We start from the raw sequence: 26,160 nt of genomic DNA, 5'->3' as shown, positions 1-26,160 counted from the left end.
GACGGGGGGCGCGTGCCGCTCATCGCGCGCTCCTCGTCAACCCTCCCCCATAGGAGTAACACCATGGCAGTCCAGCCCCCACCCGCCGACCAGCGGATCGTGATCGAGAACGTCGCGATCGCGACGGTCGACGCCAACGACACCGAGTACGCCCGCGGCCACGTGGTCGTCCTCGGCAACAGGATCGAGTCGGTCGGCGACGGCCCCGCCCCGCAGTGGCTGGACAACGTGGTACGCCGGATCAACGGCGAGGGCCACCTCGTCACCCCCGGCCTGGTCAACACCCATCACCACTTCTACCAGTGGATCACCCGCGGGCTCGCCCAGGACAACATCCTCTTCGACTGGCTGGTCGCCCTCTACCCGACCTGGGCCCGGATCGACGACAAGCTCGTGCACGCCGCCGCCCAGGGCTCGGCCGCCGCACTGCTCAAGTCCGGCTGCACCACCGCCGCCGACCACCACTACGTCTTCCCGAAGGACGGCGGCGACATCCTCGGCGCCGAGATCGAGGCCGTCCAGGAGCTCGGCATGCGCTTCACCGCGCTGCGCGGCTCCATGGACCGCAGCAAGAAGGACGGCGGCCTGCCGCCGGACCACGCGGTCGAGAACACCGAGGAGATCCTGATCGCCTCCGAGGCGGCCGTGGACAAGTACCACGACGCCTCCTCCGACGCGATGCTGCAGATCGCCATCGCGCCCTGCTCGCCCTTCTCGGTCTCCACCGAGCTGATGCGCGAGGCCGCCCTGCTGGCCCGCCGCAAGGGCGTCCGGCTGCACACCCACGGCTCCGAGACCGCCGAGGAGGAGGCGTTCTGCAAGGAGCTGTTCGGGATGGGCCCGACCGACTACTTCGAGTCGGTGGGCTGGCTCGGCGAGGACGTCTGGATGGCGCACTGCGTCCACATGAACGACTCGGACATCGCCAAGTTCGCCGAGACCGGCACCGGTGTCGCGCACTGCCCGTCCTCCAACGCCCGCCTCGCCGCCGGCATCGCCCGCGTCCCCGACATGCTGAAGGCCGGCGTCCCGGTCGGCCTGGGAGTGGACGGCACCGCCTCCAACGAGTCCGGCGAGCTGGGCACCGAGCTGCGCAACGCGCTGCTGATCAACCGCCTGCACGGCTACCCGACCGCGCTCACCGGCCGCCAGGCGCTGCGCCTCGGCACCATGGGCGGCGCCCGGGTGCTCGGCCGGCAGAACGAGATCGGCTCGATCGAGGCCGGCAAGCTGGCCGACCTCGCGCTGTGGAAGATCGACGGCATCATGCACTCCTCGATCGCCGACCCGGTCGCCGCGCTCACCCTCGGCGCCCTGCCGCCGCTGGCCGCCCTCTTCGTCAACGGCAACGCCGTCGTGGAGAAGGGGCAGCTGACCACGGTGAACGAGGACCGGATCGCGCAGGCCTGCGCCCGCGCCGCCAAGGAGCTCGCCGCCCGCCCCGTGTAACCCCCTGAACTCCGGGCCGCCCAGGGACGGTGCGTCACCCGGACTCCGTGCGCCACCGCTCAGGACGGCGCACGGACCCCAGCCCCGGACCCACGGCGAGGGTCCGGGGCTGTGGCGTGCCCGGGCGGAGGCGGCCCCTCCGCGTCGGCGGGCCGGCCCGATCGGGGCCCGGACACGACGGAGGGCCTGCGCCGGTCAGCGCAGGCCCTCCGGGCGTGGTGGGGGTGTCAGGCCGTGCGGCCCAGGGTGGCGAGGTAGCGGCGCCAGCCGCCGTAGCGGGTGATCTCGCGGTGGACGCCGCGGTCGGCCTCGCCGCGGGCGAGCAGCATGGAGAGGCAGGGCGAGCCGTCGGCCAGCGTGATGACGCCGAGTTCGAGTTCACGGGGCTCGCCGGGGAGGATCACGTCACGCAGGTGTTCGAGGGTGATGTCGTACAGCTCGCCCTCGATGGCGGTGTCGACGGACGGGTCGGCGAGCAGTCCGGGGCAGACGTCCCGGATGGAGAAGAAGCGGTAGCCCGGCGCGGTGCGGACCGGGCCGACCAGCGCGTCGGCCACCGAGGGGTGGAAGGGGCCGCCGACCATGGCCTGGCCGTTGAAGAAGATGCGTGCCACAGGGATCGATGCCTCCGGAAACGGCCGTTCCGCACGGCGACGATGAGGACAGCTGGATTCGTCGCCGTACGGAACGGAGCAATGGGGCGCGGCGACTGCTACAAGCCGGCAGGCGGCAGCGGGCGCACGCGCGGATAGATTGGACTCAGCCCAGCAGGGGCAGCGCGGGCAGGGTCAGGAAGTCCGCGAACTCCTCGGCCAGGGCGACCTGTTCGAAGAGCTTGGCGGCCTCGCGCCAGCGCCCACCGGCGTAGGCCTCGTCGCCCAGCTCGGCCCGGAGCGCGGCGAGCTCCTCGGCCACCAGACGGCGCACCAGGTCGGCGGTGGCCTTCTCGCCCGTGTCGGAGAGCACCACGCCGTTGTGGATCCACTGCCAGATCTGCGAGCGGGAGATCTCGGCGGTGGCGGCGTCCTCCATCATGTTGAAGATGGCGACGGCACCGAGGCCGCGCAGCCACGCCTCGATGTAGCGGACCCCGACCTGGACGGCGTTGTGCAGGCCGGCGTGGGTGCAGTGGCCGCCGGCGCCGGCGATGTCGAGCAGCTGGGCGGCCGTGACGGGCTCGGCCGGGCCCGGGTCGTCCTTCTGGTTCGGGCGCTCGCCGAGGACGGCGTCGAAGCAGGCACGGGCGACCGGGACGAGGTCCGGGTGGGCGACCCAGGAGCCGTCGAAGCCGTGGCCGGCCTCGCGGTCCTTGTCGGCCCTGACCTTCTCCAGCGCGGCCGCGTTGACCTCGGGGTCGCGGCGGCTGGGGATGAAGGCGGCCATCCCGCCGATCGCGTGCGCGCCGCGCCGGTGGCAGGTCTGCACCAGCAGCCGGGTGTAGGCGGCCATGAACGGGGAGGCCATGGTGACGGAGTTGCGGTCCGGCAGGATGTAGTGCTCGCCGGCGTCGCGGAAGTTCTTGACGATCGAGAACAGGTAGTCCCAGCGGCCGGCGTTGAGCCCGGCGGCGTGGTCCCGCAGCTCGTAGAGGATCTCCTCCATCTCGAACGCCGCGGTGATGGTCTCGATCAGCACGGTGGCCCGGACGGTGCCGTGCGGGATGCCGAGCGCCGCCTGGGCGTGGGTGAAGACGTCGTTCCAGAGCCGGGCCTCCAGGTGGCTCTCCGTCTTCGGGAGGTAGAAGTAGGGGCCGGAGTTCGGGTCCTCCGCGCCGCGCGCGAGCAGCCGCGCCGCGTTGTGGAAGAAGTAGAGGCCGAAGTCGAGGAAGGCCCCGGCGACCGGCCGGCCGTCGACCAGCAGGTGGTTCTCGTCCAGGTGCCAGCCGCGCGGGCGGACCACGACGGTGGCCAGCTCGGCGGCCGGCCTGAGGGTGTAGGCCTTGCCGGCCGAGGAGGTGAAGTCGATCCGGCCCTCGAAGGCGTCGATCAGGTTGATCTGGCCGCCGACCACGTTCTCCCAGGTCGGCGAGGTGGCGTCCTCGAAGTCCGCCAGCCAGACCCGGGCGCCGGAGTTGAGGGCGTTGATGACCATCTTGCGGTCGGTGGGGCCGGTGATCTCGACCCGGCGGTCCTGGAGGGCGCGGGGGGCCTCGGCCACCGTCCAGTCGCCCGCCCGCACGGCGGCCGTCTCGGGGAGGAAGTCCAGGGTGCCGGCCTCGGCGATCTCGGCACGGCGGGTCCTGCGGCGCACCAGGAGCTCCTGCCGGCGGTCCTCGAACGCGCGGTGGAGGCCGACGACGAAGGCGACCGCCTCCGGAGTGAGCACCTCCTCGGCCCGGTGGACTCGCGGACCGGCGACAGTGACGACCGGAGCGGCGGGGGAGGCGCCGGCGGGTCCCTGATCTGTAGCCATGAGCAGGACACTCCTAAGACGGTTGAGCATGGCGAAGGCAGTTCCGGTGGGAACGTCCTTGATCTGAACCGAGGGGAAACCCCACCTGTCGGAGGGTTCGATTCTGTAAGGTGGAGACTAGTTTCCGCGATACAGAATTTCAACGGTTTGTTGAGGTGATCGCTGGGACTCTACTCCTCCCCCGACAGCGAAGGGAACGCCGGTGGTTGCGACCCCCGACACAGCATCGACGACGGGTCCGGACCGCGCGAGCGGCGGCGTGCAGTCCGTCGAGCGCGCCTTCCTGCTGCTGGAGGCGCTGGCCGACTCCGGCGGCGTGGCGACGCTCAGTGAGCTCTCCACCTCCTCCGGGCTGCCGATGCCCACCATCCACCGCCTGGTTCGTACCCTCGTGCAGCAGGGCTATGTCCGCCAGGACACCGCGCGCCGCTACACCCTGGGCCCCCGACTGATCCGGCTCGGCGAGACGGCCGGGCGACTGCTCGGCAGCTGGGCCCGCCCCTACCTGGCCGAACTGATGGAGGCCACCGGCGAGACGGCGAACCTGGCCGTGCTGGAGGGCGGCGAGGTGGTGTACGTCGGGCAGGTGCAGTCGCGGCGCTCGATGCGGATGTTCACCGAGGTCGGCCGCCGGGTGCAGCCGCACTGCACGGGCGTCGGCAAGGCGCTGCTGGCCCAGTTGCCCGAGGAGGAGGCGCGGGCCGTGCTCGGCCCGAACCCGCTGCCGGCGCACACCTCCTACACCGTGACCGACCCGCAGGAGCTGCTGGTCCAGTTGGCGCAGGCGCGTGAGCGCGGCTACGTGGTGGACGACCAGGAGCAGGAGATCGGGGTGCGCTGCATCGCGCTCGCGGTACCCGGCGCGCCGACACCGACGGCGCTCTCCGTCTCCGGCCCGGTGGCCCGGATCCGGGCGCTGGAGGAGCAGGCCGGCGCGGCCTCGCTCGTCCCCGTGATGCACCAGATCGCGGCCCGGCTGGGGCAGGTCCTCGCCCCCTGACCCGCCGTCACCGGAGTTCGTCCGTACGGGTCGTCGGACCACCCGGCTCCCCCAACGGGGGTTCGCCCGTTCGAGCGGCCCGAGGGCGGGGCGTCCCGGCGGCGGCGGGCGGGTCGGTCACGCTGGTGCGGACGCGGCCCGCGACGGTGCCGGCCGCCGGAACGCAGAGGGCAGGGTGAGCGACGATGTCGCACAGAAGGTCCGTTCGCAGTTTCCTCGGCAGGGCACTGACGGTGGGGTGCGCGGTGACGGCGCTGGCCGCCGGGCCCGCGTGGGCCACCTGCCCGGTGGCCGAGCCGGACCCGGCGGCCGGCGCCGGGGCCACGGCGCCGGCCAAGGTGCCCGCCGCGGCACCGGCCCCGTCCGACTCCGACCTCCAGGTGGTCCGGATCGACCCGGACGCCGCCGCGCCCGGCGGCACCACCACGGTGCACGCCTTCATCGGCAATCTCGGCCCGGACCGGACGGCCTCGCCGTTCACCGTGGTGATCACCCTGCCGGAGGGTGTGACCCCCGAGGGCCCGTTCTTCCCGGAAGACTGCTCCGTGTTCCAGAACGGCCACCGGGTGCGCTGTGTCTTCCCGGCCGGGCTGCCGAAGTTCCGGAGCGCCACGGCGCTGATCCCGGTACGGCTGGCGGCCGACCTCCCGGCACCCGGCACTCTGACCGGAGGCTGGGTCGCGGTGCGCAGCGACGACGACCGGAACGAGGCGAACAACAAGCAGCCGTTCGAGATCCCGGTGGTGCAGACCGCCCGGAGCTGAACCGGGCCGGCCCGGGCCGTACCGTGCTGGGCCAGGACGGCCCAGCACGGTACGGCCCGGGTCGTTCCGCCCCGGGCCCGGCCCGGCGATCACGCCCGGCGGGCCCCCGGCGGGACGGGGCCTAGCGGTAGACCCGGACGTAGTCCGCGGCGAAGGTGATCGGGGCCGTACCCTGCGGCGCGGCGTGGTACTGCCCGGCGCTCAGGGACAGGTTGAGGATCAGGTACGCGGACCAGTTGGCGCCGACGCCCTTGCCGTCCGAGAACACCTTCGTGCCGTTGACGTACCAGTCGACCGAGGTGGCGCCGTAGTGGGTGCCGATGGTGACCCAGCCGTCCTTCGCGATCGCCTTGGCGTCGGTGTAGTACAGGTGGCCCGGGTTGACGTGGTTGGTCAGCTCCAGCAGGTTCGGGTTGTCGGGGTGGTACTCGAAGGAGTCGATCTCCCCGTTGCCGTTCTTCCAGGTCCACAGGGCCGGCCAGGCGCCCGTACCGGCGGGGAGCTTGACCCGGGTCTCGGCGTAGTCGCCGGTCTTCACCTGGAAGCCCTCGCTGGAGTACTCGGTGGTGAGCAGCCCGGTGTCCCAGGACTTCTTGCCGTTCTCCAGCGTGTTGGCGCCCGGCTTGGCGGTGAAGGTGGCAACGCCGCCGGCCACCGAGACGTTGTTCTTGTTCAACCAGTCGAGCTTGTTGTCGTCCGGGTTGTGGTTGCCGTAGTGGTAGGCGCTGCTCTTGTCGCCCGTCCAGCGCGAACCGTAGGCGATCGGGCCGTTGAACTCGTCCGACCAGGTCAGCGACTTCCCGGCGACCGGGGCGCCGGTGGCCGGGGTCGACGGGGTGGCGGTCGCGGTGGGCGTCGGGGTGGGCGTCGACGTCGGCGTCGGGGTGGGCTTGGGGGTGGCGGTCGGGCTCGGGGTGGGCGCGACGGTCGCGTCGGAGACCGCGAGCTGGCGCGAGGGCAGGTTGTGCCAGGCACCGCCGAGGTCCTGCCAGAAGCCGAACTGGGTGTACGTCCCGGCGGGCAGGGTGCGGGCACCGGTGGTGATCGACAGGCCGCTGGGGCAGATCTGCGCGTTGGAGACGTTGCCGGGGAAGTCGAGGTTGCGCCCGGCCGCGTCGCGGACGCCGACCCCGACGGTCCTGGCCGTGAAGCAGGACGAGGAGTGGACGGTCAGCGCGGCCGTGGTGGCCTTGCCCGCGACCATGGTGGCCGGGGCGAGCCGGTCCTGGGTGACGGTCGGCGCGGTGGCCGCCTGGGCGCCGGTGAGCGCCGGGACGCCGAGCAGGCCGGCGCCGCTGATGGCGAGCGCTCCGGTGGCGGCGAAGGCGGCCTTGCAGCCTCGGTGGGAGGGGCGGGCGTGGCGCGGCGTCGCGCGCCGGGCAGGCTTCTGCATGGCGGTGTCCTCTGTAGACGCCTGCGAGGTGAGCTGTCGGGTTCGGGCTGAGGTTGCCCGGCCGCCTGTGGGAGCGGCTTCACCCCTAGCCTCGGTCCGCACGCGCGGGCGCGTGGGCCGGGCACTGACCTGGGTCCCCCGCTCCCGTCCGCTGCGGTGCTCGACTGCCGACCGGCGGGTGGACAGGACTCGGCGTCCCGACGGCGGGGTCCGCGAAGACGGACTCGTGCATGCTAGGCAGGCCGCTCGAATGTCGACAAGCCGACAGGGGGTGTTGTCGCGCAGCTCACAGTGGGAGCCGTCCGGAGTGGATCAAGTCACCGGGGAAGTTGATCAGTTGGAGGCGGGGCGGGGCGGGGCCTGGGGCGGGGGCGGGACGGCGGCCGGGGCGGCCGAGGGGGTCGGCGGCGGGCCGGCGAGCGGGTGGCGGAGGTCCGGCCGGGGTGGGCGCGGCGCCGGCCCGGTGTCCGCTCCGTGGCCGGGTGCCCGCATGTCCGCCGCGAAGGTCGGCCGGTCGGATAGGTTGGGAGTCCAGCCGTACCGCACAGACGAGAGACGAGGACCCGCTCCGCCATGACCGCGCCCCTGCCCGCCTTCGCCGGCCGTACCTACCTCTTCCAGGTCGACAACGGCGCGGCCTTCCGCAACGCCTACTCGCCCGACGGCAAGCGGCTGCGCTGGGAGGGCCTCGGCGAGTCGGCGGGCCAGTGGGAGGACGTCGCGCTGCACATCGCCGAGATCGGGCCGGAGCTGTACTTCGTCAGCTGGACCGAGCAGAGCGGCATCACCGTCAGCCACGTGATGGACCTCGGCAGGCTGACGGTGCGCGCGTTCTGGACGTACGAGGGCGAGGGCGGCCGGGTCGGCGAGCTGCACACCGGGACGCTGGAGCCGGTGGCCTGAGACCGGTCCGGGGCCGCCGGGCGCGCTGGTATCCGGGCGTGCTGGCCGGGCGGGCGGGCCCGGCGGTGGTCAGACCGTGTGGCTCGGCACCTTGAGGTGCTGGGAGAGCCACTCCAGCGAGGACGGCAGCAGCCTGCTCCAGGTCTCGAAGTTGTGGCCGCCGGTCTTCATCATGCTGTAGGAGACCTTCATGGGCGCGTGCGCGGCCGCCACGAAGGCCTCGGTGTCCCGGCGGTAGTCGCCGTCGCCCTCCCTGGTCCCGGCCAGCAGGACGGACACCTCGGGCTGCGGCAGGTTCTTCAGCCGCCACATCAGGTCCGCCTCGTTGCGACGCTGCTGGCTGCCCCGGAAGAGGTCGCCGGTGGTCGGGTCGTCGGCGGCCTGGTAGTAGCCGGAGAGCGAGACGGCGGTCGGGAAGACCTCCGGGTGCCGCATGGCGAGCTTGAGGGCGCAGTAGCCGCCGGTCGAGTTGCCCATGAAGCCCCAGGCCTGCGGGTCCGAGGAGACCCGGTAGGTCGCCTGGATCGCGGCCGGGACGTCCTTGGTGAAGTACGTCTCCGACTGCGCGCCGCCCGGGATGTCCTCGCACTCGGTGTCCTGCGGGAGTGCGGGCGAGGGGCGCATCAGCACCATCACGGTCGGCTGCATCCGACCCTCCTGGAGCAGCTTGAGCGCCGCGCCCGGGTAGTTCAGCCGGGTCACCAGGTTCTTCGCGATCCCGGGGAAGCCGGTGCTCACGATCACCGCCGGGAACTGCTTCTGCGCGTACTCCGGCTGGAAGTACTGCGGCGGCAGGTAGACGTACCCGTCGGTGGAGAGCCGGGTGCCGGCGCCGTCGATCCGGACCTCGCGGATCTCGCCGGACTGCTTGGGGTCGCGACCGAGCGCCCCGCCGCCCTGGACCGACGCGTGCCCGATGGTCTCCACCTGGAGGCGCCCGGAGGCGTCCGCCTTGTTCTGGATGACGACCGGGCCGTTGTCGCCGGTGCCGAGCAGATCGTCCCAACTGCTGTAGAAGGCGAAGTAGTTGTTGGCCACCAGGCCCAGCGCGGCGAGCACGGTGAGCTGGGTGGCGAGCAGCGCGCCGATCCGGCCGAGCACCGCCTGCCAGGTCGTCTTCGACAGTCTCGGCCACAGCCAGACCGTGCCGGCCATCATCACGACGGCGATCAATACGGTCAGCGCCAGCACCTTGTGGCTCGTCAGACCCATGTCCTACTTGCTCCCACGCCTCGAACTCCCCCGCCCCCGTTGTCAGGACAACTGTCAGGACAACCGGAACGGCCGCCCCGGTTCCCCCGTCCACCACGGAAGCCACCGCCGAGGCGCGATCAACAACCCTAGCGGTCCGCCGGGCCCCCGTGGACCCGCCGACCAGCGGGTATGGCGGCCGGGGCGGTGCCGGGACCGCGGGAGAGCGGGCTGGCACGAGCGGAGTGACGGGCGCTGTGGCGGGTGGGCCGGGCTGAGGTCGCCTCAGCTGACGCTGCTCCAGAGGCGCAGGCCGGCGGTCAGTTCGCGCATGCACCGGGCGCCCAGTTCCTGGGGCGAACCGGGCCCGGCGGCGGGGGCGTCGGAGAAGGCCCACTCCTCCAGGGCCACCCGGATGGCGGTGGTCGCGGCGGCGGCCGCGAGCCGGATCTCCAGCTCGTCGGTGCCCCGGGGGCAGCGGGCGGTGAGCACCGCGCGCAGCCGCTCCTCCGAGTCGGCGTGCACCCGCTGCCAGACCGAGTCGAGCCGGGGATCGCGCAGCAGGTCGCGGGTCCAGTGCATGGCCTCCACGCCCGGGGTGTCGGTGGGCGTCAGCGACTCGACCGCCGAACGCTCCAGCGCCTCGCGGACCGGCAGATCGGCCGAGCTCTCCGCGAAGAGCAGCACCCACCGCCGGCCGCCGGCCGCCAGCAGCGGGGCGACGGCGTCCTCCTTCACGGAGAAGTAGCGGTAGAAGGTGCGCACCGAGATGCCGGAGGCGAGCGCGATCTCCTCGGCGGTGGTCGCCTCGGCCCCGCGCTCGGCGAAGAGCGCGGCGGCGGTACGGGCGATCTCCAGCCGGGTGGTGTCACGGCGGCGCTGGTTCAGGGTGGGGCGTCCGATCACGGCACTCAGCGTACGCGGACCGACGCACCCGGTGGCGCGACGTGCCGGGATGGCGTGTTGCGCCAGGAAGGCGTGTCGCGCCGGAGTGGCGCGGCACGCCCAGGTGGCGGGACGTGTCGGGGTGACGTGTTGTGCCAGGACGGCGTGACACGCACGGATGGCGCGGCGTGCCGTGGTGGCGTGTCGCGTCAAAGTGGCGTGACACGCCCAGGTGGCGCGGCGTGCCGTGGTGGCGCGGGCGCGCCTCGGCGGCGTTCCGCACCGGGCGGTCAGCGGTATGACCGTCGAGCCGAACCGGCATGGCACGTCGTGCCACTTTGGCCCGTCACGACTTATTGGCACGATGTGCCACTTCGGCGTACCGTGTCAATCGAGGTCGCGAGACCACGAACGAACGGAGAACCACCATGGAGCGCTTCAGCGGACGGAACGTCCTGATCACCGGCGGCGGCTCGGGCATCGGCCAGGCCACCGTGCACCGGATCCTCGCCGAGGGCGGGCGGGTCGTCGCGGTCGACGTCAACGAGGACGGCCTGAGGGTCACCCTGGACCGGGCGACCGGTGACGGGACCGCCGACCGGTTGACGACCTCGGTCGTGGACATCTCGGACGAGGCCGCCGTCCGCGCGGGCGTGGCCGAGGCGGTGGCCGGACTCGGCGGGCTCGACGTCCTGGTCAACGCGGCCGGCATCCTGCGCTCCTCGCACACCCACGAGACCAGCCTGGAGTTCTGGAACACGCTGATCGCGGTCAACCTGACCGGCACCTTCCTGATGACCCGCGAGGCGCTGCCGGCCCTGCTCGCCGGTGGGCGGGGCGTGGTGGTGAACTTCAGCTCCACCTCCGCGACCTTCGCGCACCCCTACATGGCCGCGTACGCCGCGACCAAGGGCGGCATCCAGTCGTTCACCCACGCGATCGCCTCGGAGTACGCCAAGCAGGGACTGCGCGCGGTCTGCGTCGCCCCGGGCAGCATCGACAGCGGCATGACCAACAACCCGGGCCTGCCGGCCGACGCCGACTTCAGCCTGCTCGCCAAGCTCTCCCCCGCGCTCGGCCAGGGCTTCGCCGGGCCGGAGACGGTGGCCGGCGTGATCGCCATGCTGGCCTCGGACGACGGCGCCTTCGTCACCGGCACCGAGATCCGGATCGACGGCGGCACTCACATGTGACCCCCGATCGGACGGCGGGCCGACCCGGGGGGCCCTGGGGCTGTCCCGGGGCGCCGAGGTGGCCTTTACTGGAGGTGAGGGCACCCGAGCCGGCGGACGGACGCCGCACCGTGTCGCCGCCGCCGGTGGTTCAGCAGCCCGCCCGGCAGGAGGCCGTGCCATGAGCTCACCGTCGCGGGAACAAGCCTTACCCCGTCTCGTCGTCGACACCCCCGGCCGGCTCCGGGGCGAGGTCTTCGAACTGACCGACCGGCCGCTGCTCGTCGGCCGGGACGCCACCTGCCAGATCCGGGTGGGCGAGCCCGGCGTCAGCCGGCGCCACGCCGTGGTGCAGCGGTCGGCCGGTCACACCACCGTCGAGGACCTGGCCTCCACCAACGGCACCCGGCTCAACGGCCACCCGGTGCACGGACAGGAGGAGCTGCACGCCGGGGACGTCCTGGACTTCGGCCCCTTCGAGGTGCACTACGAGGACCCGTGGGAGGCCGACACCGCCATCCTTCCCGGCCCCGGCACGGGGGACCCGGCGCAGAGCCCGGCGGAGCGGCCCGCCGATGTCACCCGGACCGCCGCGCTGCCGCTCCAGCCGGAGCCGTCGGAGCACCAGGGCCGCCAGGAGTACCAGGAACGCCAGGAGTACCGGCAACCGCAGGAGCAGCCGCGCGGGCTGCGCGGTCCGCTCGTGCCGCCGTCGGCGCAGCAGCAGCAGCAGTACCCACCACACCAGTACCCTCCGCCGCCGCAGTACCCGTCGGCGCGGCCGCCCCCGCCGGGCCGCCGCCCGCCACCGCCCGGGCCGCCCGACCGCCCGGCGGCACCGCCGTACGGGGCGGAGCGCGGGTTCGAGGTGGGGCAGCAGCAGGCGGGCAACCTCAGCAACGTCGCGGGTGACCAGTACAACTACGTCACGCAGGCCCGGCGGGAGAGCTTCTTCCGCGAGATCGCGGCCACCCGGACCAGGGCGCGGCACCTGGTGGTGGCGGGCTTCCTGCTCTTCGTGGTCGGCGGCGCGGTCTACGGCTGGGCGATCATCCGCTTCATCGCCGAGACCAACGACGCGGCCAACACCGACAGCCCCGACCTGACCGTGCCCAACGTCCTCGGCCCGGAGATCGGCGGTATGCCGGTGGGCGCCATCGGCTTCGGGGCGGCCGCGATCGGCAGTGTTCTGGTCCTCGTCGGAATCGTCCTGCACATCGTGGCCACCTCCCGTCGGCGGCGCTTCGAGTCGGCGGAAGCGCAGCGGCTCCAGGCGCCACCGCCCCGCTGAGACTCCCCAGCGTCCAAGGACCGACTCCCCGGAGGGACGCCATGGTCTTCAACATCGGCAACCAGCAGGGCGGCGTGATCAACAACGTCGCCGGTGACCAGACGGTCCGGGGCGGCCAGACGGGCCACTTCACGGCGGCCGGGCAGGACGTCCGCGCGCTGGTCGACGAACTCCGCTCCGCCGCCGAGCGGGCGCAGCTGCCCCCCGCGGTCGCCCCCGAGGTCCGGACCGAGCTCGACGCGCTGGACACGGAGGTCGCGCGACCGGAGCCGGACCGCGAGGCGGTCGCGGGCCGGCTCACCAGGATCACCCGCCTGCTCGGCTCGGCCGGCGCACTCGTCGCCGCCGGTACCGGCCTGCTCGGGCCCCTCTCGGCCCTGGCGGGCTGGCTCGGCGCACTGGGACAGCCGATCCTCCGGGCACTCGGCGGCTGACCCGGCCCCCGGCCGGGCGGACGCCCGCCAACGCGGCACCGCCCGGTCCTCAGCGGTCGGCCCGGGGACGGCGCAGCCCGTACCGGTCCGCCGAGCCGCTCCCCGCCCGCCCGGCAGCAGGCCCCGGCCCCGGATACGCGCCAGCGCGGCACTTCCTGGCCCGCAGCACACGGCCGCCGGGACGACCAGCGCACTCCCCCGCAGCCCTGACCGGTCTACGCGGACCGCACTCCGCCCAGACGAACGGCGCGGTGCTCCAGACGGCTGCGCCGAACCCGCCGGCCCCCACCCGCCCGGCAGCACCAGCCCTCGACGAACGCCCCCGAGACGGCCGACGCCCTCGCCGCGACCGGCATCGGTCTGCCCGACCCACCGGGCAGCCCAACCGAACCCCGGCCAACCGAACCCCGGCCGAGTGGGCCCCGTCGGCCTGAGGCCACCAGCGAACGGCCCAGGAGCCGACCGCCGTCGGCAATGGTTCGCCCGACCCACCGGCCAGCCCAACCGAACCCCGGCCGAGCGAGCCGCCGTCGGGCAGACGGCCCAGCGGGTCGGTGAGCAGCCCGCAGGACAGCCGGTGCACCTGCCATCGGCTCGGACCGCGCACCACCACGGCCCGGCAGGTCGGCCCGGGCCGAGGTGGCAGCCACTCCGGCCCGGCGGCGCAGAGCGCTCAGTGCACCACCGCGGCCCGGCGGCGCGGAGCGCTCAGTGGGCCGCCCAGCGGACGGTCAGGGCCTGGGCGGGGTTGGTGACGAGGAGGCGTCGGGCCAGGTCCGGGCCGAACTCGCGGTCCAGGCGCGGAGCGACGGCCGTGAGCAGGTGGGTGGGTCCGGGGCTGTGCCGGGCGGTGCGGGTGGTGGTGTCACCGCCGAGGAGCAGCCGGTCGGCGTGGCCGGCCTCGACCAGCGCGGCGACGGTGTCGAACAGGTGGTGGTCGGTGGCGTGATGGGCCCGGGAGGGACCGTCCAGGGCCAGGTAGGCGCCGGAGCCGGCGAGGTGCCGGTGCAGCCGCAGGTCGGGCAGCCGGTTGAGGTGGCCGAGGATGACCCGGTGGGCCGGCACGCCGTGCTGCCCGCAGAGCAGGTCGAGGACGTCCGAGGCGGCGGTCCCGAGTTCGTGGTGGACGGCGATCGGCGCGCCGGTGGCGTGGTGCGCCTCGGCCGCCGCCGCCATCACCCGGCGGGTGTGCGGGCCGAGGCCGTGGTAGTCGCCCGCCACCTTGATCAGTCCGGCCCGGACGCCCGCGGGCGCGGCGCGCAGACCGGTGGTCAGCTCGGCGGTGAACAGCTCGGCGAGCCCTTCGTAGCGCTCGGCCAGCCACTGCGGGTCGTAGTGGACGTCCTGGTGCAGGCCGGTGGCCGCGACCAGGTGGACGCCGGTCGCGCGGGCGAGACCGGGGAGCGCGAAGGCGCCGCGGCCCATGCCGTGCGGGGTCCACTGGACCATCGCCCGGCCGCCGGCCGCCGCGAAGTCGCGCAGCACCCGCTCGGCGGCCGCCGGGTCGTCGAGTTCCTCGCCGGGCAGCCGGGGGCTGCGCAGGAACAGGTGGTCGTGGGCGTCACAGACGCCGAACTCGGCCGGGTCGAGGTCACCCAGAACGGTGCGGACGGCGCCGCCCCCGGCGCCGGCGGCAACCTCGGCGGCACTGTCGACAGGAGCACTCACGCGGCCCGGCCCCCGGTCTCCGCCTCGGCGAAGGCGGTCTTCGCCACCCGCAGGGCGGCCAGGGCCTTGGGCACGCCGACGTAGGGCGCGAGGTGGACCAGCACCTCGGTGATCTCCTCTCTGCTCAGCCCGACCCGCAGGCTGTTGCGGACGTGGTCGGCGAGCTGCGGCTCCACCCCGCCGAGGGCGGTGAGCGCGGCCAGGTTGGCCACCTGGCGGTCGCGCAGCGCCAGTCCGGGCCGCTGGTAGGTGCCGCCGAAGAGGCTGGTGACGATCCAGTCGGCGAAGCCGGGCGCCAGCGCGTCCAGGCCGTTCAGGGTGGCGGCCTGGGTCTGCGGCCCGGCGAGTTCGTCCAGGAGCGCGTAGCCGGCGGCGCGGTCGAGCGGGGCGGGGACGAGGTCGGCGGGGTTCACGGGGGGTCCTTTCACCAGTGGCGGCCGGCGGGCAGCCGGTCGAGTTCGGGGGTCGACAGGTGCAGCACCCGGTAGCGGGTGCCCGGGGCGTCCTCCGGGACCGGGCCGCTCCAGAGCGCGATGCGCAGCAGTTCCCAGCGGTCGGGGTCGACGGCGACGGCCGCCGTGTGCAGCGCCGGGTGGTCGGGCAGGGACGCGAGGGCGGCCTCGACGGCCTCGGCCGGGTCGGCGCCGTCCGGGAGTGGTTCGAGGTGGCGGCTGGCGAAGCCGGCGGACCCGTCCGCGTCGCCGCGCAGCAGACCGCCGCGCGGCGGTCCGTCCCGGCGCGGACCTTCGTGGCGTGGACCTTCGTGGCGCGGACCTCCGTGGCGCAGACCGGCGCCGAGCCAGTGCCGGACGGCCGGACGGCCGAAGTCGGCACTCAGGCCCCGGAAGCCCGGGCCCCAGAGGAAGCTGTTCATGCCCTCGGCGGTCCGCCAGAGGTAGAACGGGGCGTACTGGTGGACGGGCGAGTCGTCGCGGCCGCGCTCGCGCACCAGGTACGCCTTGAGGCCGAGGCCGGGGTAGGCGTCGAGCAGGTGGCCCTTCTCGGCGACCCGCCGGTCGATGATCCCCATGTCGTAGTCGGCGGGGAGGGTGATCTCGTACTGCATGGCGTGCACGTCGGGCTCCTGGTGGGGGCTTCGGGCAGGGCGGGGCGGCTCACCTCGGCCGGCAGGCGGTCTTGGCCGGTGCGGTACGCGGCGAGCAGCCCGAGGGCGCCCCGGACGGCCCGGTCGAACGGCTCGGCCGTACCGGCGGCGCGGGCGAGCACGTAGCCGCGCTGGACGACGGCGACCACGGCCGCGGCGGTGTCGGCCGGGTCGGCGCCGGGAGCGAGCTCACCGGCGGCCTGTCCCTCGGCGATCACCTCGGCGAGCCGGTCGCACGGCCGGTCGAAGGTCGCCTCGACCGGGGCGCGCGGCCGCGGGTCGGCGATGACGTCCTGGGTTGCCGTGGCCATGCGGCGACTGTACCTACTGGTACGTCCAATGTACATACCAGTAGGTACAGAACCGCGACGGCCGCTGCCGGAGCCCCGGGAAGCGAGAGCCTCACCGGGTGACGGTGGTGCGCGCGGGGTCGCCGGTCAGGGCAGCTCGCGGCGGATCACCGGGGCGACCTCGGCGGCGAACAGCTCCAGCTGCTCGTGCTGGACGTCCTCGGTGAGGGCGTCCACGCCGATGCCCACCACCTCGTTGCCGAACGCCTCGTGATAGCGGTGGATCTTCTCGATCACCTGCTGCGGGCTGCCGACCAGCGCCGAGCCGCGCTCCAGCGCGTCCTCCAGCGACTCGAACGGCGAGTTGTTGTGCCGGCCGGCCGCCGAGCCGAGCAGGGCGTCCCAGTACGGGCGGAAGCCCTCGATCGCGTCCTGCGAGCGCCTGGCGACGAACAGGCCGCCGAAGCTCGTCCCGACCCGGGCGTCCTTGGGGTCGCGGCCGTAGTGCTCCCAGCGCTCGCGGTAGTGGTCGACCAGCGCCTTGTACTTGGCCAGCGGATGGAAGGAGTTGGCGGAGAACAGCGGGTCCCCGAAGCGGGCGGCGAGGTCGGTGGACTGTTCGCTGGTCGCGCTGCCGTGCCAGACCGGGATCGGGTCCTGGTACGGACGCGGCGAGGTGGTGACCTCCCTGAGCGGCGGGCGGGTGCTCCCCTCCCAGCTGACCTTCTCCTCCCGCCAGAGCCGGTGCAGCAGTGCGTAGTTCTCGGCCAGCGCGTCCCACTGGCGGTCCTCCGGCAGCCCGAACAGGTCGAAGTGGCGCGGGTCGTTGCCCTTCCCGATGATCAGTTCGAGGCGGCCGCCGGAGAGTTGGTCGAGCACCGCGTAGTCCTCCGCGACCCGGACCGGGTCCAGGATGCTGAGCACCGTGACGGTGGTGAAGAGCCGGATCGTGGAGGTGCGGGCGGCGATGGCGCTGAGCAGCACGGGGGGCGCCGGGGAGAGGAACGGTTCGCCGTGCCGCTCCCCCACGCCGTAGCCGTCGAAGCCGAGCCGTTCGGCGGTGACGGCCTGGTCGATGACGTTGTGCAGCTTCTCGTAGGTCGTGCGCCGCACTCCGGTGACGGGGTCGGGTCCGTTGGAGACGAGGGACGAGACGGTGAACCGCATGGCGGTCTCCTTGTAGGGCGTTCGGTGTCGCTCGGCGGGGTGCGCCGGCGCTCGGCGGGGATCCACCGGGGAGGTCCGGGGGTCCGGAGGGAAACGGGCATCCGGGAGGAACGGGGATCCCGGGGGGGGGGGGCGGCGGTGCGGCGCGCCCGGGCCCCGGCGGCCCCGCGTCCAGGGGCCGATCGCGCTCACACGGGAACGGCGGCGGGTCGGGAGCGGCGGCGGGAGAGGAGCTTGGGCGGCGGCGGCGGCGTCAGCGCGTGCCGCGGACGGGGCGACAACAGCGCGGGAGAGCTGCGCAGATGGTCATACCGGCTCCCCTTCGCCTCGCACCCATACGATCCACCGCGAGCATATGCACCGGTCAGGGGCGGGGCAAGAGCTTGATCGGGGCGACGGTCCTGGCAGGATGTCCGGCATGACGTACCTCGCCGCGGATGACCGCTATGCCTCGATGACCTACCGCCGGGCCGGCCGCAGTGGCGTCCAGCTGCCCGCCGTCTCGCTCGGCCTGTGGCACAACTTCGGTGACGCCCAGCCGCTGGAGGTGCAGCGAGCGGTGCTGCGCCGCGCCTTCGACCGGGGCGTCACCCACTTCGACCTGGCGAACAACTACGGCCCGCCGTACGGCAGCGCCGAGCGCAACTTCGGCTACCTGTTCGCGCAGGACTTCCGCCCGTACCGGGACGAGATGTTCATCGCCAGCAAGGCGGGCTGGGACATGTGGCCCGGCCCGTACGGCGACGGCGGCAGCCGCAAGTACCTGCTGGCCAGCCTGGACCAGTCGCTGGGCCGGATGGGCCTGGACTACGTGGACGTCTTCTACTCGCACCGCCACGACCCCGACACCCCGCTCGAAGAGACGATGGGCGCGCTGGACTCGGCCGTCCGCTCGGGGAAGGCCCTGTACGCGGGGATCTCCAACTACCCGGCCGAGCAGCACCGGGAGGCCGTCGCGATCCTGCGCGAGCTGGGCACCCCGGTCCTGCTGAACCAGTCCGCGTACTCGATCCTCGACCGCTCCGTGGAGGAGGGGGTGCTGGACGCGGTCGGCGACACCCGGACCAGCCTGATCGCCTACTCCCCGCTCGCCCAGGGGCTGCTGACGGACCGCTACCTCTCCGGTGAGGTGCCCGCCGGGTCGCGGATGTCGGTCGGGCGGTTCCTGAACAAGGAGGCGCTGACCGGCCCGAAGCTGGAGCAGCTGCGTTCACTGAACAAGGTCGCCGAGCGGCGCGGGCAGACCCTCGCCCAGCTGGCGCTGTCCTGGGTGCTCCGCGACGACCGGGTGGCATCGGTGATCATCGGCGCGAGCAGCGTCGCCCAGCTCGACCAGAACATCGACGCGCTGAACGGCGGCCCGCTGACCGCCGAGGACCTCGCGGAGATCGACGCGCTCAGCCGCTGAGCCGTTTCAGCCGCCTGATCCGGCAGTCCCGAAGTCCCGGCAGTCCGTACAGTGCCGCCCCGAGCTTCCTCGGGCGACACCACGTGACCTGCCGGGACTTCGGGCGTTGTACCGTCCGCACACGTCCTTCGAGACCCTGGAGTCCCCGTGCGGACGCTCCTCCTGCGCACTCTCGCGCGCTTCGCCCGACAGCTGGCACTGACCTCGCCGGTGCCGTTCCCCGTCCTGCCGGGCACCTTCGCCCCTCCGCTAGCGGCGGCCCACGCCGAGCGCGGGTAGCACCGTCTCGGCGACCCGGTGCGCCTCTTCGAGCAGCGGGTTGCCGGAGAGGATGAAGGTGTCCACACCGAGCGACTCGAACTCCTGGAGACGCTCGACCACCTGGGCGGTCGAACCGACCACCGCCGTACCGGGGCCGGGGCGGAACAGGCTCATCCCGGGCCACAGGTTCGGGTGGCTCTCCAACTCCCTTGCCCGCGCCGGTACTCGGCCCCCGTGCTGGCGGAACTGGCGCTGCCAGCCGACCCCGTCCTCACCGGTCGCCCCGCCGAGCTGCCGGGCGTAGGTGGCCTCGCTGGTGACGTCGAGCAGCCGGTCGGCGGCGGCCCAGGCCTCGTCCTCGGTGTCGCGGACGATCAGGTGCAGCCGCAGGCCGATCCGCAGGGTGCGCCCGTACGCGGCGGCGCGCTCGCGGACCAGGTCCAGCTTCTCCCGGAGCTGCTGGGGCGGTTCGCCCCAGGTCAGGTAGACGTCCACGTGCTCGGCGGCCATCTCGATGCCGGCCGCCGAACTGCCGCCGAACCAGAGCGGGATGCCGCCCGGCTGGACGGGAGCGAGTTCGCGCAGGCTCGCGCCGGCGTTCTTCAGGTCGTAGAACTCGCCTTTGTGGTCGAAGACTTCACCGGAGGTGAGGCGCCGGACGATCGACCAGTACTCGGCACTCAGCCGGTACCGGTCGTCGTGTTCGACGTCCAGGCCGTACTCGCGCAGCTGCGCGGTGGAGCCGTTCACGACGTTGAACCGGAGCCGGCCGCCGTGCAGGTGGTCGAAGCTGAGCGCCATCTTCGCCAGCAGGGTGGGCGAGATGAGCCCGGGGTGGACGGCCAGCAACGGCTTGAACGCGGGGGTGGTGGCGGCGGCCAGCGCGTTGCCGAGGTCCCAGACGTCGTAGAGGTCGGTCGCCAGCAGCGCGCCGGTGTAGCCCAGGCGCTCGACGCTGCCCGCGAGTTGCTGGAGGTAGCGGAGGTCGACCGGGCGTCGGCCGGCCGGCTCCCAGGGGTAGTGGCCCTCGCGCGGGATGATGTACCAGAGGACTTCGGAGGCCATCGGGTCAGACCGCCTTGGCGAGTGCGGCGGCCACCGGGGCCTCCAGCGCGGGCAGATGGGCGTCGGCGACGGTCAGCGCGCGGTCGATGAAGCCGACGCCGTGGAAGATGTCCGCGGCCTCCTGCTGCTCGGCGACGAACCCGGCGGTGGCGGGCTCCAGCCGCCACGGCAGGGCGGTCAGCGCCTGCTCCCAGTCCTCCACCGCCCCGCCCAGGTCGGCGGCGGCGATCGCGGCCGCCTCGGCCGGGTGGGCGGCCACCCAGGCATCGGCCCGGCGCAGCGCGGCCGCGATCGCCGCCACCACCTCGGGGCGCTCGGTGGCGAAGTCCCGGCGGGTGAAGAACACCGAGCGGTCGGTGATGACGTCACCGGTGCGGATCAGCTCGCGGAACCGCCCGCTCCGGCGGGCGGCGGCCAGTTCAGCGCCCTGGGCGATCCAGCCGAGGATCTCGCCGTCGCGCAGCCGCTGGGCCTGGTCCTCGTCGGCGGCCGGGCGGACCGGGGTGATGTCGGTCGCGTAGGAGAGGCCCTCGGCGTGCAGCGCCTTGGCCAGCAGGTGCGTCTGCCAGGAGCCGACGGCCAGCACGACGGTGCCGCCCCTGAGGTCGGCGACGGAGGCCACCGGGCCGTCGGCGAGCACCAGCAGCGCACCGTGGTCGGGGCGGGGAGCGGAGACCGCCGCGTACACCAGGTCGTGTCCGGCGGCCTGGGCGGTGACCGGCGGGGTGGAGCCGGTGCCGCCGAAGTCGATGGTGCCGTCGGCCAGCAGGGCGCCCGTACGGGTGCCGTCGGCGTAGTGGTGGAAGACGCCGGTCTCACCGAGCGGGGCCAGCTCCTCGGCCAGGTGGTCCAGCCGGGAGAGGTAGTAGAGCGAGGGGTTGCTGGCGTGGACGCCGAGGGTGATGGCCATGGTGATCTCCGGTGTACTGGCGGGGACTTGGGGGGTGGGGAATGCGGAGCGCGGGGTCAGTGGACGCCGAGGTCGGCGAGCAGGCGGCGGCGCAGCTCGGCGAAGGCCGGGTCGGCCGGGTCCCGGGGGCGCTCGACGGCGACCCGCTCGTCGCGGACCAGCCTGCCGTCCCGCAGGACGGCGACCCGGTCGGCGAGCCGGACGGCCTCCTCCACGTCATGGGTGACCAGCAGGACGGCCGGGCGGTGGCGGCGGACGAGGTCACCGACCAGGTCCTGCATCCGTAGCCGGGTGAGGGCGTCCAGGGCGGCGAACGGCTCGTCCAGGAGCAGGAGTTGCGGCTCCCGGACGAGCGCCCGGGCGAGCGCCGCCCGCTGCGCCTCACCGCCGGAGAGGGTGGCCGGCCAGGCGTCGGCGTGCTTCTCCAGCCCGACCTCGGCGAGTGCCCGCAGGGCGGTCTCCCGGGTCGCGGCGCCGCGCGGCAGCCCGACGGTGACGTTGGCGAGCACCCGCTTGGACGGCACCAGGCGGGGCTCCTGGAAGACCACCGTGCGGACCGGCGGAACGAGCACCGTACCGGCGTCGGCCCTGTCCAGGGCGCCGAGGATCCGCAGCAGGGTGGTCTTGCCGGTTCCGCTGGCGCCGAGCAGGGCGACGAACTCGCCCCGGGCGATGGAGAGGTCCACCCCGTCGAGGACGGCCCGGGTGCCGAAGACCCGGCGCAGGCCGCGCAGGTGGACGGCGGGGGCGCCGTCCTCGGCCGCGACAGCGCCGGCGGTCGGGGACACCGTGGCGGCCGGGGCCGCGGTGGTGGCGGTGGTGGTCGGGGTGCTCATCGGCCCGCTCCTTGGGTGGCCTTGCGCCAGGGCATCAGGAAGCGCTCCAGGAGGCGGACCACACCGTCCGCGGTGAGGCCGAGCAGCCCGTAGATCAGGATGCAGACGGCGAGGACGTCGGTGCGCGAGAAGTTCTGCGCCTGGGCCATCAGATAGCCGATGCCCTCGGTGGAGTTGATCTCCTCGGCGGCGATCAGCGCGATCACACTGAGCGTCATCGACAGCCGCAGCCCGGAGAGCAGCGAGGGCAGCGCACCGGGCAGCACCACGGTGCGGACGATCGCCCAGCGGCCGAGGCCGAAGCTGCGCATCGCCTCGATCAGCTTGCGGTCGGTGTTGCGCACGCCCCCGGAGGTGGAGACGTACATCGGGAAGCTGGTCGCGACCCCGATCAGGGCGATCTTCGCCGTCTCGGTGATGCCGAACCAGACCATGAAGAGCGGGACCAGGGCGAGGAACGGCACCGTGCGCAGGACCTGCACCGCGGAGTCCAGCAGCTCCTCGCCCAGCCGGAAGAACCCGGTGACGACACCGAGCACCAGCCCAGCGCCGGCCCCGAAGACCAGGCCGAGCCCGGCCCGGGTGAGCGAGACGGTGAGCGCGTCGGTGAGCTGGCCGTTGCCCCAGAGCTCGCCGACCGCGTCGGCGACCTGGGCGGGCGAGGCGAGCACGTCCTGGGTGAGCGCCCCCGTGGCGGAGGCCAGCGCCCAGCCGCCGAGCAGGGCGAGCGGGCCGATGGTGCGCAGGATCAGCGCGACGGCGCGGGGGCGGGGCGCGGGCAGCCGGGTGCGCGGGGCGACCAGACCGGCTTCGAGGGCCGCGACGGTGCCGTCGTCGGCGGTGGCGTGCCCGGCGGCAGCGTCCCCGATGGCGTCCCCGGTGGCGTCCCGGGTGGCGGCGGGCGCGTCGGTCACGGTGCTCACTTGGCACCGTCCGCGAGGGTGGCGATGTCGATCAGGTACGGCTTGACGTCGACCAGCTGCTTGGTGACCTTCTGGTCGGCGAAGAACGCCGCCACCGTGGCGAAACGGGCGGTGTCGGCCTCGGTGATGACATCGGCGGTGGCGCTCTGCCGGGTGACGGCGACCGCGATCTCCTTCTCGGCGGGGGTGACGGCGGTCGGCCCGGAGTCGGTGAACACGTTGAGGTAGCCCGCCGGGTCCGCCTTCTCCTTCAGGCCGCCCTCGTGCAGGTAGGCGTAGAAGGCCTTGACCACCTCCGGGTGCTTCTCGGCGAAGCCGTTGCGCACCGCCCAGACCGCGTAGTTGTCGGAGCCGACCTCCTTGCCGTTGACCAGGAAGTGCGCGCCGGAGTTGGCGATCGACGGGGTGGAGAAGGTGTTCCAGGTCGCCCAGGCGTCCACCTGGCCGGAGTTGAAGACGCCCGAGGTCTGGTCGGCGCGCAGGTAGACGCGTTCGACCCGGTCGGCCGGCACGCCGCTCTTCTCCAGGGCCTTGAGCAACAGGTACTCGCTGGTGCCACCCTGGCTCACCGCGACCTTCCGGCCGGCCAGGTCCTGGACGGTCTTGATGGGCGAGTCGTTCTTCACCAGGATGCCCTCGCCCACGCCGTCCGGCGCCGTCTGGGCGAACAGCTTGAAGCCTGGCTTCTGCGCCAGTGCGGCGACGGCCGAGGTGATCGACCCCAGCGCGACGTCGAGCTGGTCGGCGGAGAGCGCCTGGGCGGCGGGGGCGAACGGGCCGGCGCTCCCCGTCCAGGCGACCTTGGCGTGGACGGCGGCGAGGGCCCGGTCGAGGGAGCCGTCCTTCTTGCCCAGGGCGAGGAAGCCGCTGTTGCCCGGGTCCGGCAGGCGCAGCACCACCTCGGCCTTGCCTCCCCCGTCGGCGGAGGCCTTGGCGCCACCGGCGGACGAACCGCAGGCGGCCAGGGCGGTGGTGGTGAGCAACGCGGTGGCGGCGAGGGCGAGGCGGCGGGTCTTCACGGTCAGCTCCAGGGGAATCGGCAGGCCGGCGGGCGCGGCGGAGGGCAGGACAGCGGCAGGGGGCAGGACGGCGACGGGGGGCAGGACGGAGACGCGGACAGAGCGGCGACGCGGGCGGGGCGGCGGCGTGGGGGCGGCGGCGTGGGGGGCGGCGGCGTGGGGGGTGAGCGGCGTCAGGCCGGCCCGGCCGCGGCGCGGCGGGCGGCGAGCAGGGCGCGGGCGGCGCGCAGCGGCTCGGGGTCCGCCCAGGCGGCGACGTCGACGGGGGCGGCGAGGAAGCCCTGGTGGCGCAGGAAGCGCTCCTGCTGCTCCAACAGGCCGAGGCGCTCCTGCGAGAGGTCGAGGTGCAGGGTGCGGTGACCGCCCGCCGCGTAGGCCCCGGCGACGCCCTCGGCGCCGGCGCCGGTCTCGGCCCGCAGGATCCGGGCCACCTCGGCGGGGTTCCCGGCGGCCCAGTCGGCGGCCTCCAGGAGGACGGTCAGGAAGCGGGCGACCAGGTCCGGACGCTCGTCCAGCAGTCGCTGGTGGACGGTGACCGGGCGCGGTGTGCCGTTGTTGACCCGGCTGCGGCGGTCCGGCGCGGCGTCCAGCTCGATCGCGACCTCGGCGCCGAACCGGCGGGCCGCCTCGACGGCCAGCGCGCCCTTGACGTACACCGCGTCCACCACGCCGTCGCGCAGCGCGGCCAGTTCGGCGGCCCACTGCCCACCGCCCGGCGCGGCCGGGACGTCGACCAACTCTGCGTCGTCCAGGGTGAGTCCGGCCGTGGCGAGGGCTCCGTGCAGGCCGGCCAGGGCCATCGCCCGCCAGAAGTCGATGCCGATCCCATGGCGTGGGACGGCCAGTCGCAGCCCGCGCAGCTGCCCGGGCGAGCCGATACCGCTGCCGGCCCGGACCAGGACGACCTGACGCTCCTCGATCCAGGTGAGACCGATCAGCCGGGTCCGCTCGCCGCGCGAACGGGCCCAGAGCGCGGGCACGTTGCCGCCTTCGCGGAACAGGCCGGTGAGGGCGTGGGTGTAGTGGTGGTCGGCGGCCACCTCCGGCGGGGCGTCCTGGAGCGAGCGGACGGCGATGCCGTCGGCGGCGAACTCCCGGGCGAAGCGGCCCTGGTCGGCGGCGATGCCGGTGGCGGTGGGGACGGGGCAGCGGGTGAACCAGAGCGTGTCCGGGGCGTCGGCTGCGCCACCGGCCGCCGCGGCGGGTGCGGCGTCGGAGGGGGCGGCATCGGCGGTGGAGCGGGCGTGGCTGGGCACGGTGGCGGGTCCTCTGGCTGGGCGGATACGGGCAGCGGCGGGGCGCGGCACCGGGCGTGGTCGGTCGGAGGGAGAGGGTTGAGCGGAGGGCTGAGCAGCGGGCTGCACGGGGGCCGACCGGGGAACCGGGTGGGGAGCGGGCGGGCGGTCCGGCCGTGGCGCGGCCGGGCGACGGGCCCATGGCGGTGCGGGAGGGCACCGACCTGGGAGGACACGGGGCGCGGTGCGGCGTTTCGACCGGCTCGGGGGCTACGGCGGGTCAGCGACAACAGGTGCAGGGGGCGGAGCACCGGTGGGTCGTCACGGCGCTGCTCCTTCCTGCCGGTTGGGTGGTCCGGGTGACAACTCGGGCTCCGGACGGGGCCGTCCGGGGCGATGTGCCGAGCGTTCCACGCCGAGGGAGCGCGAAGCAAGCTTTTGCCACATCGTGGGATCACTTGTTCATCAACGCCATCCCATTGCAATGCCGCCGACACAATTCCGCAGCAGCGGCTGCCATAGTCTGGAACCGACCCCGGTGGACCCGCCGGGGCGCCGGACCGAACGCGAGGTGCCATGGCCGAGGCCGCCACCGCCGTCCAGAGCCCGCCGGCCGGTGCACAGGCCGTCCAGCGGGCCCTCGGGCTCCTGCACTGCTTCCACGACAACGGCCCCGACCTGAGCGCCTCGGACCTGGCCCGCCGGATGGACCTCTCGGTCTCCACCGCGCACCGGCTGGCCCGCACCCTGGTCAGCGCCGGCTTCCTGGAGCAGGACGAGCAGACCGCCCGGTACCGGCTCGGCCCGGCGGTCGCCGAACTCGGCCAACTCAGCTTCCACCAGCGGGGGCTGCACCTGGCCGCACCCGAACTGGACCTGCTCGCCAAGCGCACCGGGGCCACCGCGGACCTCGCGATCCGCAGCGGCCCGCACGCGGTCATCCTGGTCGGCGCCTCCGTGCGCCCGGACACCGGGCTCGGACTGCGGCGCCCGCTGCACTCGACGGCGCTGGGCAAGGTCCTGCTGGGCTGGCCGCGCCCCGGCGAGCCGCAGCCTTCGACGATCGGCCCGCTGCTGCCGTTCACCGACCGGACCATCACCGAACCCGCTCGGCTGGACGAGGAGTTGGCGAAGGTACGGGCCGCCGGCTACGCGCTCAACGACGGCGAGTCGGCGGCCGGGGTCCGCACCGTGGCCGTCCCGGTGCTGGACGGCGCCGGGCAGGCCCGCTTCGCCCTGGCCGTCCGCTCGACTCCGGCGCACCTGACCGACGACCGGCTGGACTGGTTCCTGGGGCACGCGCGGACCTGCGCCGCCGCACTGGCCGTCCTGCTACTGCCGCCCGACCAGCGGGCCTGACGGACCGTCATGCATGCGTC

24 protein-coding genes, 1 pseudogene and 1 riboswitch are annotated in these 26,160 nt (G+C 73.9%); of the genes and pseudogenes, 9 read left to right on the top strand and 16 right to left on the bottom strand.

What is annotated here, in order from left to right; all coding sequences use genetic code 11:
• Positions 1-63 precede the first annotated feature (63 nt).
• Positions 64-1,449, top strand: a complete 1,386-nt coding sequence (locus ACFWA9_RS08225; RefSeq protein WP_329490591.1) for an 8-oxoguanine deaminase — start codon at positions 64-66, stop codon at positions 1,447-1,449.
• A 227-nt stretch (positions 1,450-1,676) separates the two neighbouring features.
• On the opposite strand, the gene ACFWA9_RS08220 is transcribed toward ACFWA9_RS08225, so the two are convergent.
• Positions 1,677-2,063: a gamma-glutamylcyclotransferase gene (locus ACFWA9_RS08220; RefSeq protein WP_380384496.1), complete on the bottom strand. Its 387-nt coding sequence runs from the start codon at positions 2,061-2,063 to the stop codon at positions 1,677-1,679.
• A 145-nt stretch (positions 2,064-2,208) separates the two neighbouring features.
• Positions 2,209-3,861 carry a malate synthase A gene (aceB, locus tag ACFWA9_RS08215; RefSeq protein ID WP_352295105.1) on the bottom strand — a complete coding sequence of 551 codons (1,653 nt, stop codon included), beginning with the start codon at positions 3,859-3,861 and terminating at the stop codon, positions 2,209-2,211.
• A gap of 202 nt (positions 3,862-4,063) precedes the next feature.
• Here aceB and ACFWA9_RS08210 point away from each other — a divergent pair, with 202 nt between their 5' ends.
• Together ACFWA9_RS08210 and ACFWA9_RS08205 are read left to right on the top strand one after the other, a co-directional pair.
• Positions 4,064-4,861, top strand: a complete 798-nt coding sequence (locus ACFWA9_RS08210; protein ID WP_380384493.1) for an IclR family transcriptional regulator — start codon at positions 4,064-4,066, stop codon at positions 4,859-4,861.
• Between the two features lie 185 nt (positions 4,862-5,046).
• Positions 5,047-5,625 (top strand): hypothetical protein, encoded by a 579-nt coding sequence (locus tag ACFWA9_RS08205; RefSeq protein WP_380384490.1) that lies wholly within the window; start codon positions 5,047-5,049, stop codon positions 5,623-5,625.
• 121 nt (positions 5,626-5,746) lie between these two features.
• On the opposite strand, the gene ACFWA9_RS08200 is transcribed toward ACFWA9_RS08205, so the two are convergent.
• Positions 5,747-7,018 (bottom strand): hypothetical protein, encoded by a 1,272-nt coding sequence (locus tag ACFWA9_RS08200; RefSeq protein WP_380384487.1) that lies wholly within the window; start codon positions 7,016-7,018, stop codon positions 5,747-5,749.
• Positions 7,019-7,022: 4 nt separating this feature from the next.
• A riboswitch (cyclic di-AMP (ydaO/yuaA leader) is annotated at positions 7,023-7,146 on the bottom strand.
• Positions 7,147-7,591: 445 nt separating this feature from the next.
• On the opposite strand from ACFWA9_RS08200, the gene ACFWA9_RS08195 reads away from it, so the two are divergent.
• Entirely contained in the window at positions 7,592-7,921 is a 330-nt protein-coding gene (locus tag ACFWA9_RS08195; RefSeq protein WP_329490584.1) for a hypothetical protein, read from the top strand.
• Positions 7,922-7,990: 69 nt separating this feature from the next.
• On the opposite strand, the gene ACFWA9_RS08190 is transcribed toward ACFWA9_RS08195, so the two are convergent.
• Both ACFWA9_RS08190 and ACFWA9_RS08185 read right to left on the bottom strand, forming a co-directional pair.
• Positions 7,991-9,133: an alpha/beta hydrolase-fold protein gene (locus ACFWA9_RS08190; protein WP_352291151.1), complete on the bottom strand. Its 1,143-nt coding sequence runs from the start codon at positions 9,131-9,133 to the stop codon at positions 7,991-7,993.
• Positions 9,134-9,397: 264 nt separating this feature from the next.
• Positions 9,398-10,018: a TetR family transcriptional regulator gene (locus ACFWA9_RS08185; RefSeq protein ID WP_329490582.1), complete on the bottom strand. Its 621-nt coding sequence runs from the start codon at positions 10,016-10,018 to the stop codon at positions 9,398-9,400.
• A gap of 407 nt (positions 10,019-10,425) precedes the next feature.
• Between ACFWA9_RS08185 and ACFWA9_RS08180 the strand changes: the two genes are divergently transcribed.
• The 3 genes from ACFWA9_RS08180 to ACFWA9_RS08170 all read left to right on the top strand — a co-directional run bounded on the left by ACFWA9_RS08180 (position 10,426) and on the right by ACFWA9_RS08170 (position 12,894).
• Positions 10,426-11,190, top strand: a complete 765-nt coding sequence (locus ACFWA9_RS08180; RefSeq protein WP_380384482.1) for an SDR family NAD(P)-dependent oxidoreductase — start codon at positions 10,426-10,428, stop codon at positions 11,188-11,190.
• A gap of 160 nt (positions 11,191-11,350) precedes the next feature.
• Positions 11,351-12,460, top strand: coding sequence for an FHA domain-containing protein (locus tag ACFWA9_RS08175; protein WP_380384479.1), 1,110 nt, complete (start codon positions 11,351-11,353; stop codon positions 12,458-12,460).
• Between the two features lie 41 nt (positions 12,461-12,501).
• Positions 12,502-12,894 carry a hypothetical protein gene (locus ACFWA9_RS08170; RefSeq protein WP_380384476.1) on the top strand — a complete coding sequence of 131 codons (393 nt, stop codon included), beginning with the start codon at positions 12,502-12,504 and terminating at the stop codon, positions 12,892-12,894.
• A gap of 708 nt (positions 12,895-13,602) precedes the next feature.
• Here ACFWA9_RS08170 and ACFWA9_RS08165 read toward each other — a convergent pair.
• The 5 genes and pseudogenes from ACFWA9_RS08165 to ACFWA9_RS08145 form a co-directional block, all read right to left on the bottom strand.
• On the bottom strand, positions 13,603-14,562 hold the full coding sequence (locus tag ACFWA9_RS08165; RefSeq protein ID WP_380384473.1) for a phosphotriesterase: 960 nt from the start codon (positions 14,560-14,562) through the stop codon (positions 13,603-13,605).
• Positions 14,559-14,975, bottom strand: coding sequence for a carboxymuconolactone decarboxylase family protein (locus ACFWA9_RS08160; RefSeq protein ID WP_380384471.1), 417 nt, complete (start codon positions 14,973-14,975; stop codon positions 14,559-14,561). The genes ACFWA9_RS08165 and ACFWA9_RS08160 overlap by 4 nt, the downstream gene beginning before the upstream one ends.
• Before the next feature lie 11 nt (positions 14,976-14,986).
• Positions 14,987-15,637: a DUF4865 family protein gene (locus ACFWA9_RS08155; protein ID WP_380384468.1), complete on the bottom strand. Its 651-nt coding sequence runs from the start codon at positions 15,635-15,637 to the stop codon at positions 14,987-14,989.
• A 113-nt stretch (positions 15,638-15,750) separates the two neighbouring features.
• A pseudogene (locus tag ACFWA9_RS08150) lies at positions 15,751-15,978 on the bottom strand (TetR family transcriptional regulator C-terminal domain-containing protein); the annotation flags it as partial.
• A gap of 126 nt (positions 15,979-16,104) precedes the next feature.
• Positions 16,105-17,124 (bottom strand): LLM class flavin-dependent oxidoreductase, encoded by a 1,020-nt coding sequence (locus tag ACFWA9_RS08145; RefSeq protein ID WP_380384466.1) that lies wholly within the window; start codon positions 17,122-17,124, stop codon positions 16,105-16,107.
• Between the two features lie 418 nt (positions 17,125-17,542).
• On the opposite strand from ACFWA9_RS08145, the gene ACFWA9_RS08140 reads away from it, so the two are divergent.
• Positions 17,543-18,532: an aldo/keto reductase gene (locus ACFWA9_RS08140; protein ID WP_329490574.1), complete on the top strand. Its 990-nt coding sequence runs from the start codon at positions 17,543-17,545 to the stop codon at positions 18,530-18,532.
• A 249-nt stretch (positions 18,533-18,781) separates the two neighbouring features.
• Here the strand turns inward: ACFWA9_RS08140 and ACFWA9_RS08135 are convergent, their stop codons facing one another.
• From ACFWA9_RS08135 to ACFWA9_RS08110, 6 genes are all read right to left on the bottom strand, one after another.
• Entirely contained in the window at positions 18,782-19,858 is a 1,077-nt protein-coding gene (locus ACFWA9_RS08135; protein ID WP_329490573.1) for an LLM class flavin-dependent oxidoreductase, read from the bottom strand.
• 4 nt (positions 19,859-19,862) lie between these two features.
• Positions 19,863-20,768: an ABC transporter substrate-binding protein gene (locus ACFWA9_RS08130; RefSeq protein ID WP_352291142.1), complete on the bottom strand. Its 906-nt coding sequence runs from the start codon at positions 20,766-20,768 to the stop codon at positions 19,863-19,865.
• A 56-nt stretch (positions 20,769-20,824) separates the two neighbouring features.
• Positions 20,825-21,604: an ABC transporter ATP-binding protein gene (locus ACFWA9_RS08125; protein WP_380384462.1), complete on the bottom strand. Its 780-nt coding sequence runs from the start codon at positions 21,602-21,604 to the stop codon at positions 20,825-20,827.
• Entirely contained in the window at positions 21,601-22,407 is an 807-nt protein-coding gene (locus ACFWA9_RS08120) for an ABC transporter permease (RefSeq protein ID WP_329492337.1), read from the bottom strand. Before ACFWA9_RS08120 ends, ACFWA9_RS08125 begins: the two co-directional genes overlap by 4 nt.
• 116 nt (positions 22,408-22,523) lie before the next feature.
• Complete coding sequence (locus tag ACFWA9_RS08115) at positions 22,524-23,552, bottom strand: ABC transporter substrate-binding protein (protein ID WP_380384554.1); 1,029 nt, start codon at positions 23,550-23,552, stop codon at positions 22,524-22,526.
• A gap of 167 nt (positions 23,553-23,719) precedes the next feature.
• The gene (locus ACFWA9_RS08110) at positions 23,720-24,802 is read right to left on the bottom strand and encodes an ABC transporter substrate-binding protein (RefSeq protein WP_380384459.1); all 1,083 of its coding nucleotides are present in this window, start codon (positions 24,800-24,802) and stop codon (positions 23,720-23,722) included.
• A 555-nt stretch (positions 24,803-25,357) separates the two neighbouring features.
• Between ACFWA9_RS08110 and ACFWA9_RS08105 the strand changes: the two genes are divergently transcribed.
• Positions 25,358-26,140, top strand: coding sequence for an IclR family transcriptional regulator (locus ACFWA9_RS08105; protein WP_352291138.1), 783 nt, complete (start codon positions 25,358-25,360; stop codon positions 26,138-26,140).
• Positions 26,141-26,160 lie beyond the last annotated feature (20 nt).

Source organism: Kitasatospora sp. NPDC059973, assembly GCF_042737525.1.
Lineage (GTDB): Bacteria > Actinomycetota > Actinomycetes > Streptomycetales > Streptomycetaceae > Kitasatospora.
The sequence above is the reverse complement of the archived record's forward strand: the minus strand, read 5'-3'. Positions and strand labels throughout refer to the sequence as shown.

Coding starts and splice junctions, on each gene's coding strand:
- ACFWA9_RS08170 (WP_380384476.1), top strand. CDS start 12,502: ATGGTCTTCAACATCGGCAACCAGCAGGGCGGCGTGATCAACAACGTC.
- ACFWA9_RS08195 (WP_329490584.1), top strand. CDS start 7,592: ATGACCGCGCCCCTGCCCGCCTTCGCCGGCCGTACCTACCTCTTCCAG.
- ACFWA9_RS08200 (WP_380384487.1), bottom strand. CDS start 7,018: ATGCAGAAGCCTGCCCGGCGCGCGACGCCGCGCCACGCCCGCCCCTCC.
- ACFWA9_RS08125 (WP_380384462.1), bottom strand. CDS start 21,604: ATGAGCACCCCGACCACCACCGCCACCACCGCGGCCCCGGCCGCCACG.
- ACFWA9_RS08135 (WP_329490573.1), bottom strand. CDS start 19,858: ATGGCCTCCGAAGTCCTCTGGTACATCATCCCGCGCGAGGGCCACTAC.
- ACFWA9_RS08225 (WP_329490591.1), top strand. CDS start 64: ATGGCAGTCCAGCCCCCACCCGCCGACCAGCGGATCGTGATCGAGAAC.
- ACFWA9_RS08130 (WP_352291142.1), bottom strand. CDS start 20,768: ATGGCCATCACCCTCGGCGTCCACGCCAGCAACCCCTCGCTCTACTAC.
- ACFWA9_RS08205 (WP_380384490.1), top strand. CDS start 5,047: ATGTCGCACAGAAGGTCCGTTCGCAGTTTCCTCGGCAGGGCACTGACG.
- ACFWA9_RS08105 (WP_352291138.1), top strand. CDS start 25,358: ATGGCCGAGGCCGCCACCGCCGTCCAGAGCCCGCCGGCCGGTGCACAG.
- aceB (WP_352295105.1), bottom strand. CDS start 3,861: ATGGCTACAGATCAGGGACCCGCCGGCGCCTCCCCCGCCGCTCCGGTC.
- ACFWA9_RS08145 (WP_380384466.1), bottom strand. CDS start 17,124: ATGCGGTTCACCGTCTCGTCCCTCGTCTCCAACGGACCCGACCCCGTC.
- ACFWA9_RS08190 (WP_352291151.1), bottom strand. CDS start 9,133: ATGGGTCTGACGAGCCACAAGGTGCTGGCGCTGACCGTATTGATCGCC.
- ACFWA9_RS08140 (WP_329490574.1), top strand. CDS start 17,543: ATGACGTACCTCGCCGCGGATGACCGCTATGCCTCGATGACCTACCGC.
- ACFWA9_RS08180 (WP_380384482.1), top strand. CDS start 10,426: ATGGAGCGCTTCAGCGGACGGAACGTCCTGATCACCGGCGGCGGCTCG.
- ACFWA9_RS08175 (WP_380384479.1), top strand. CDS start 11,351: ATGAGCTCACCGTCGCGGGAACAAGCCTTACCCCGTCTCGTCGTCGAC.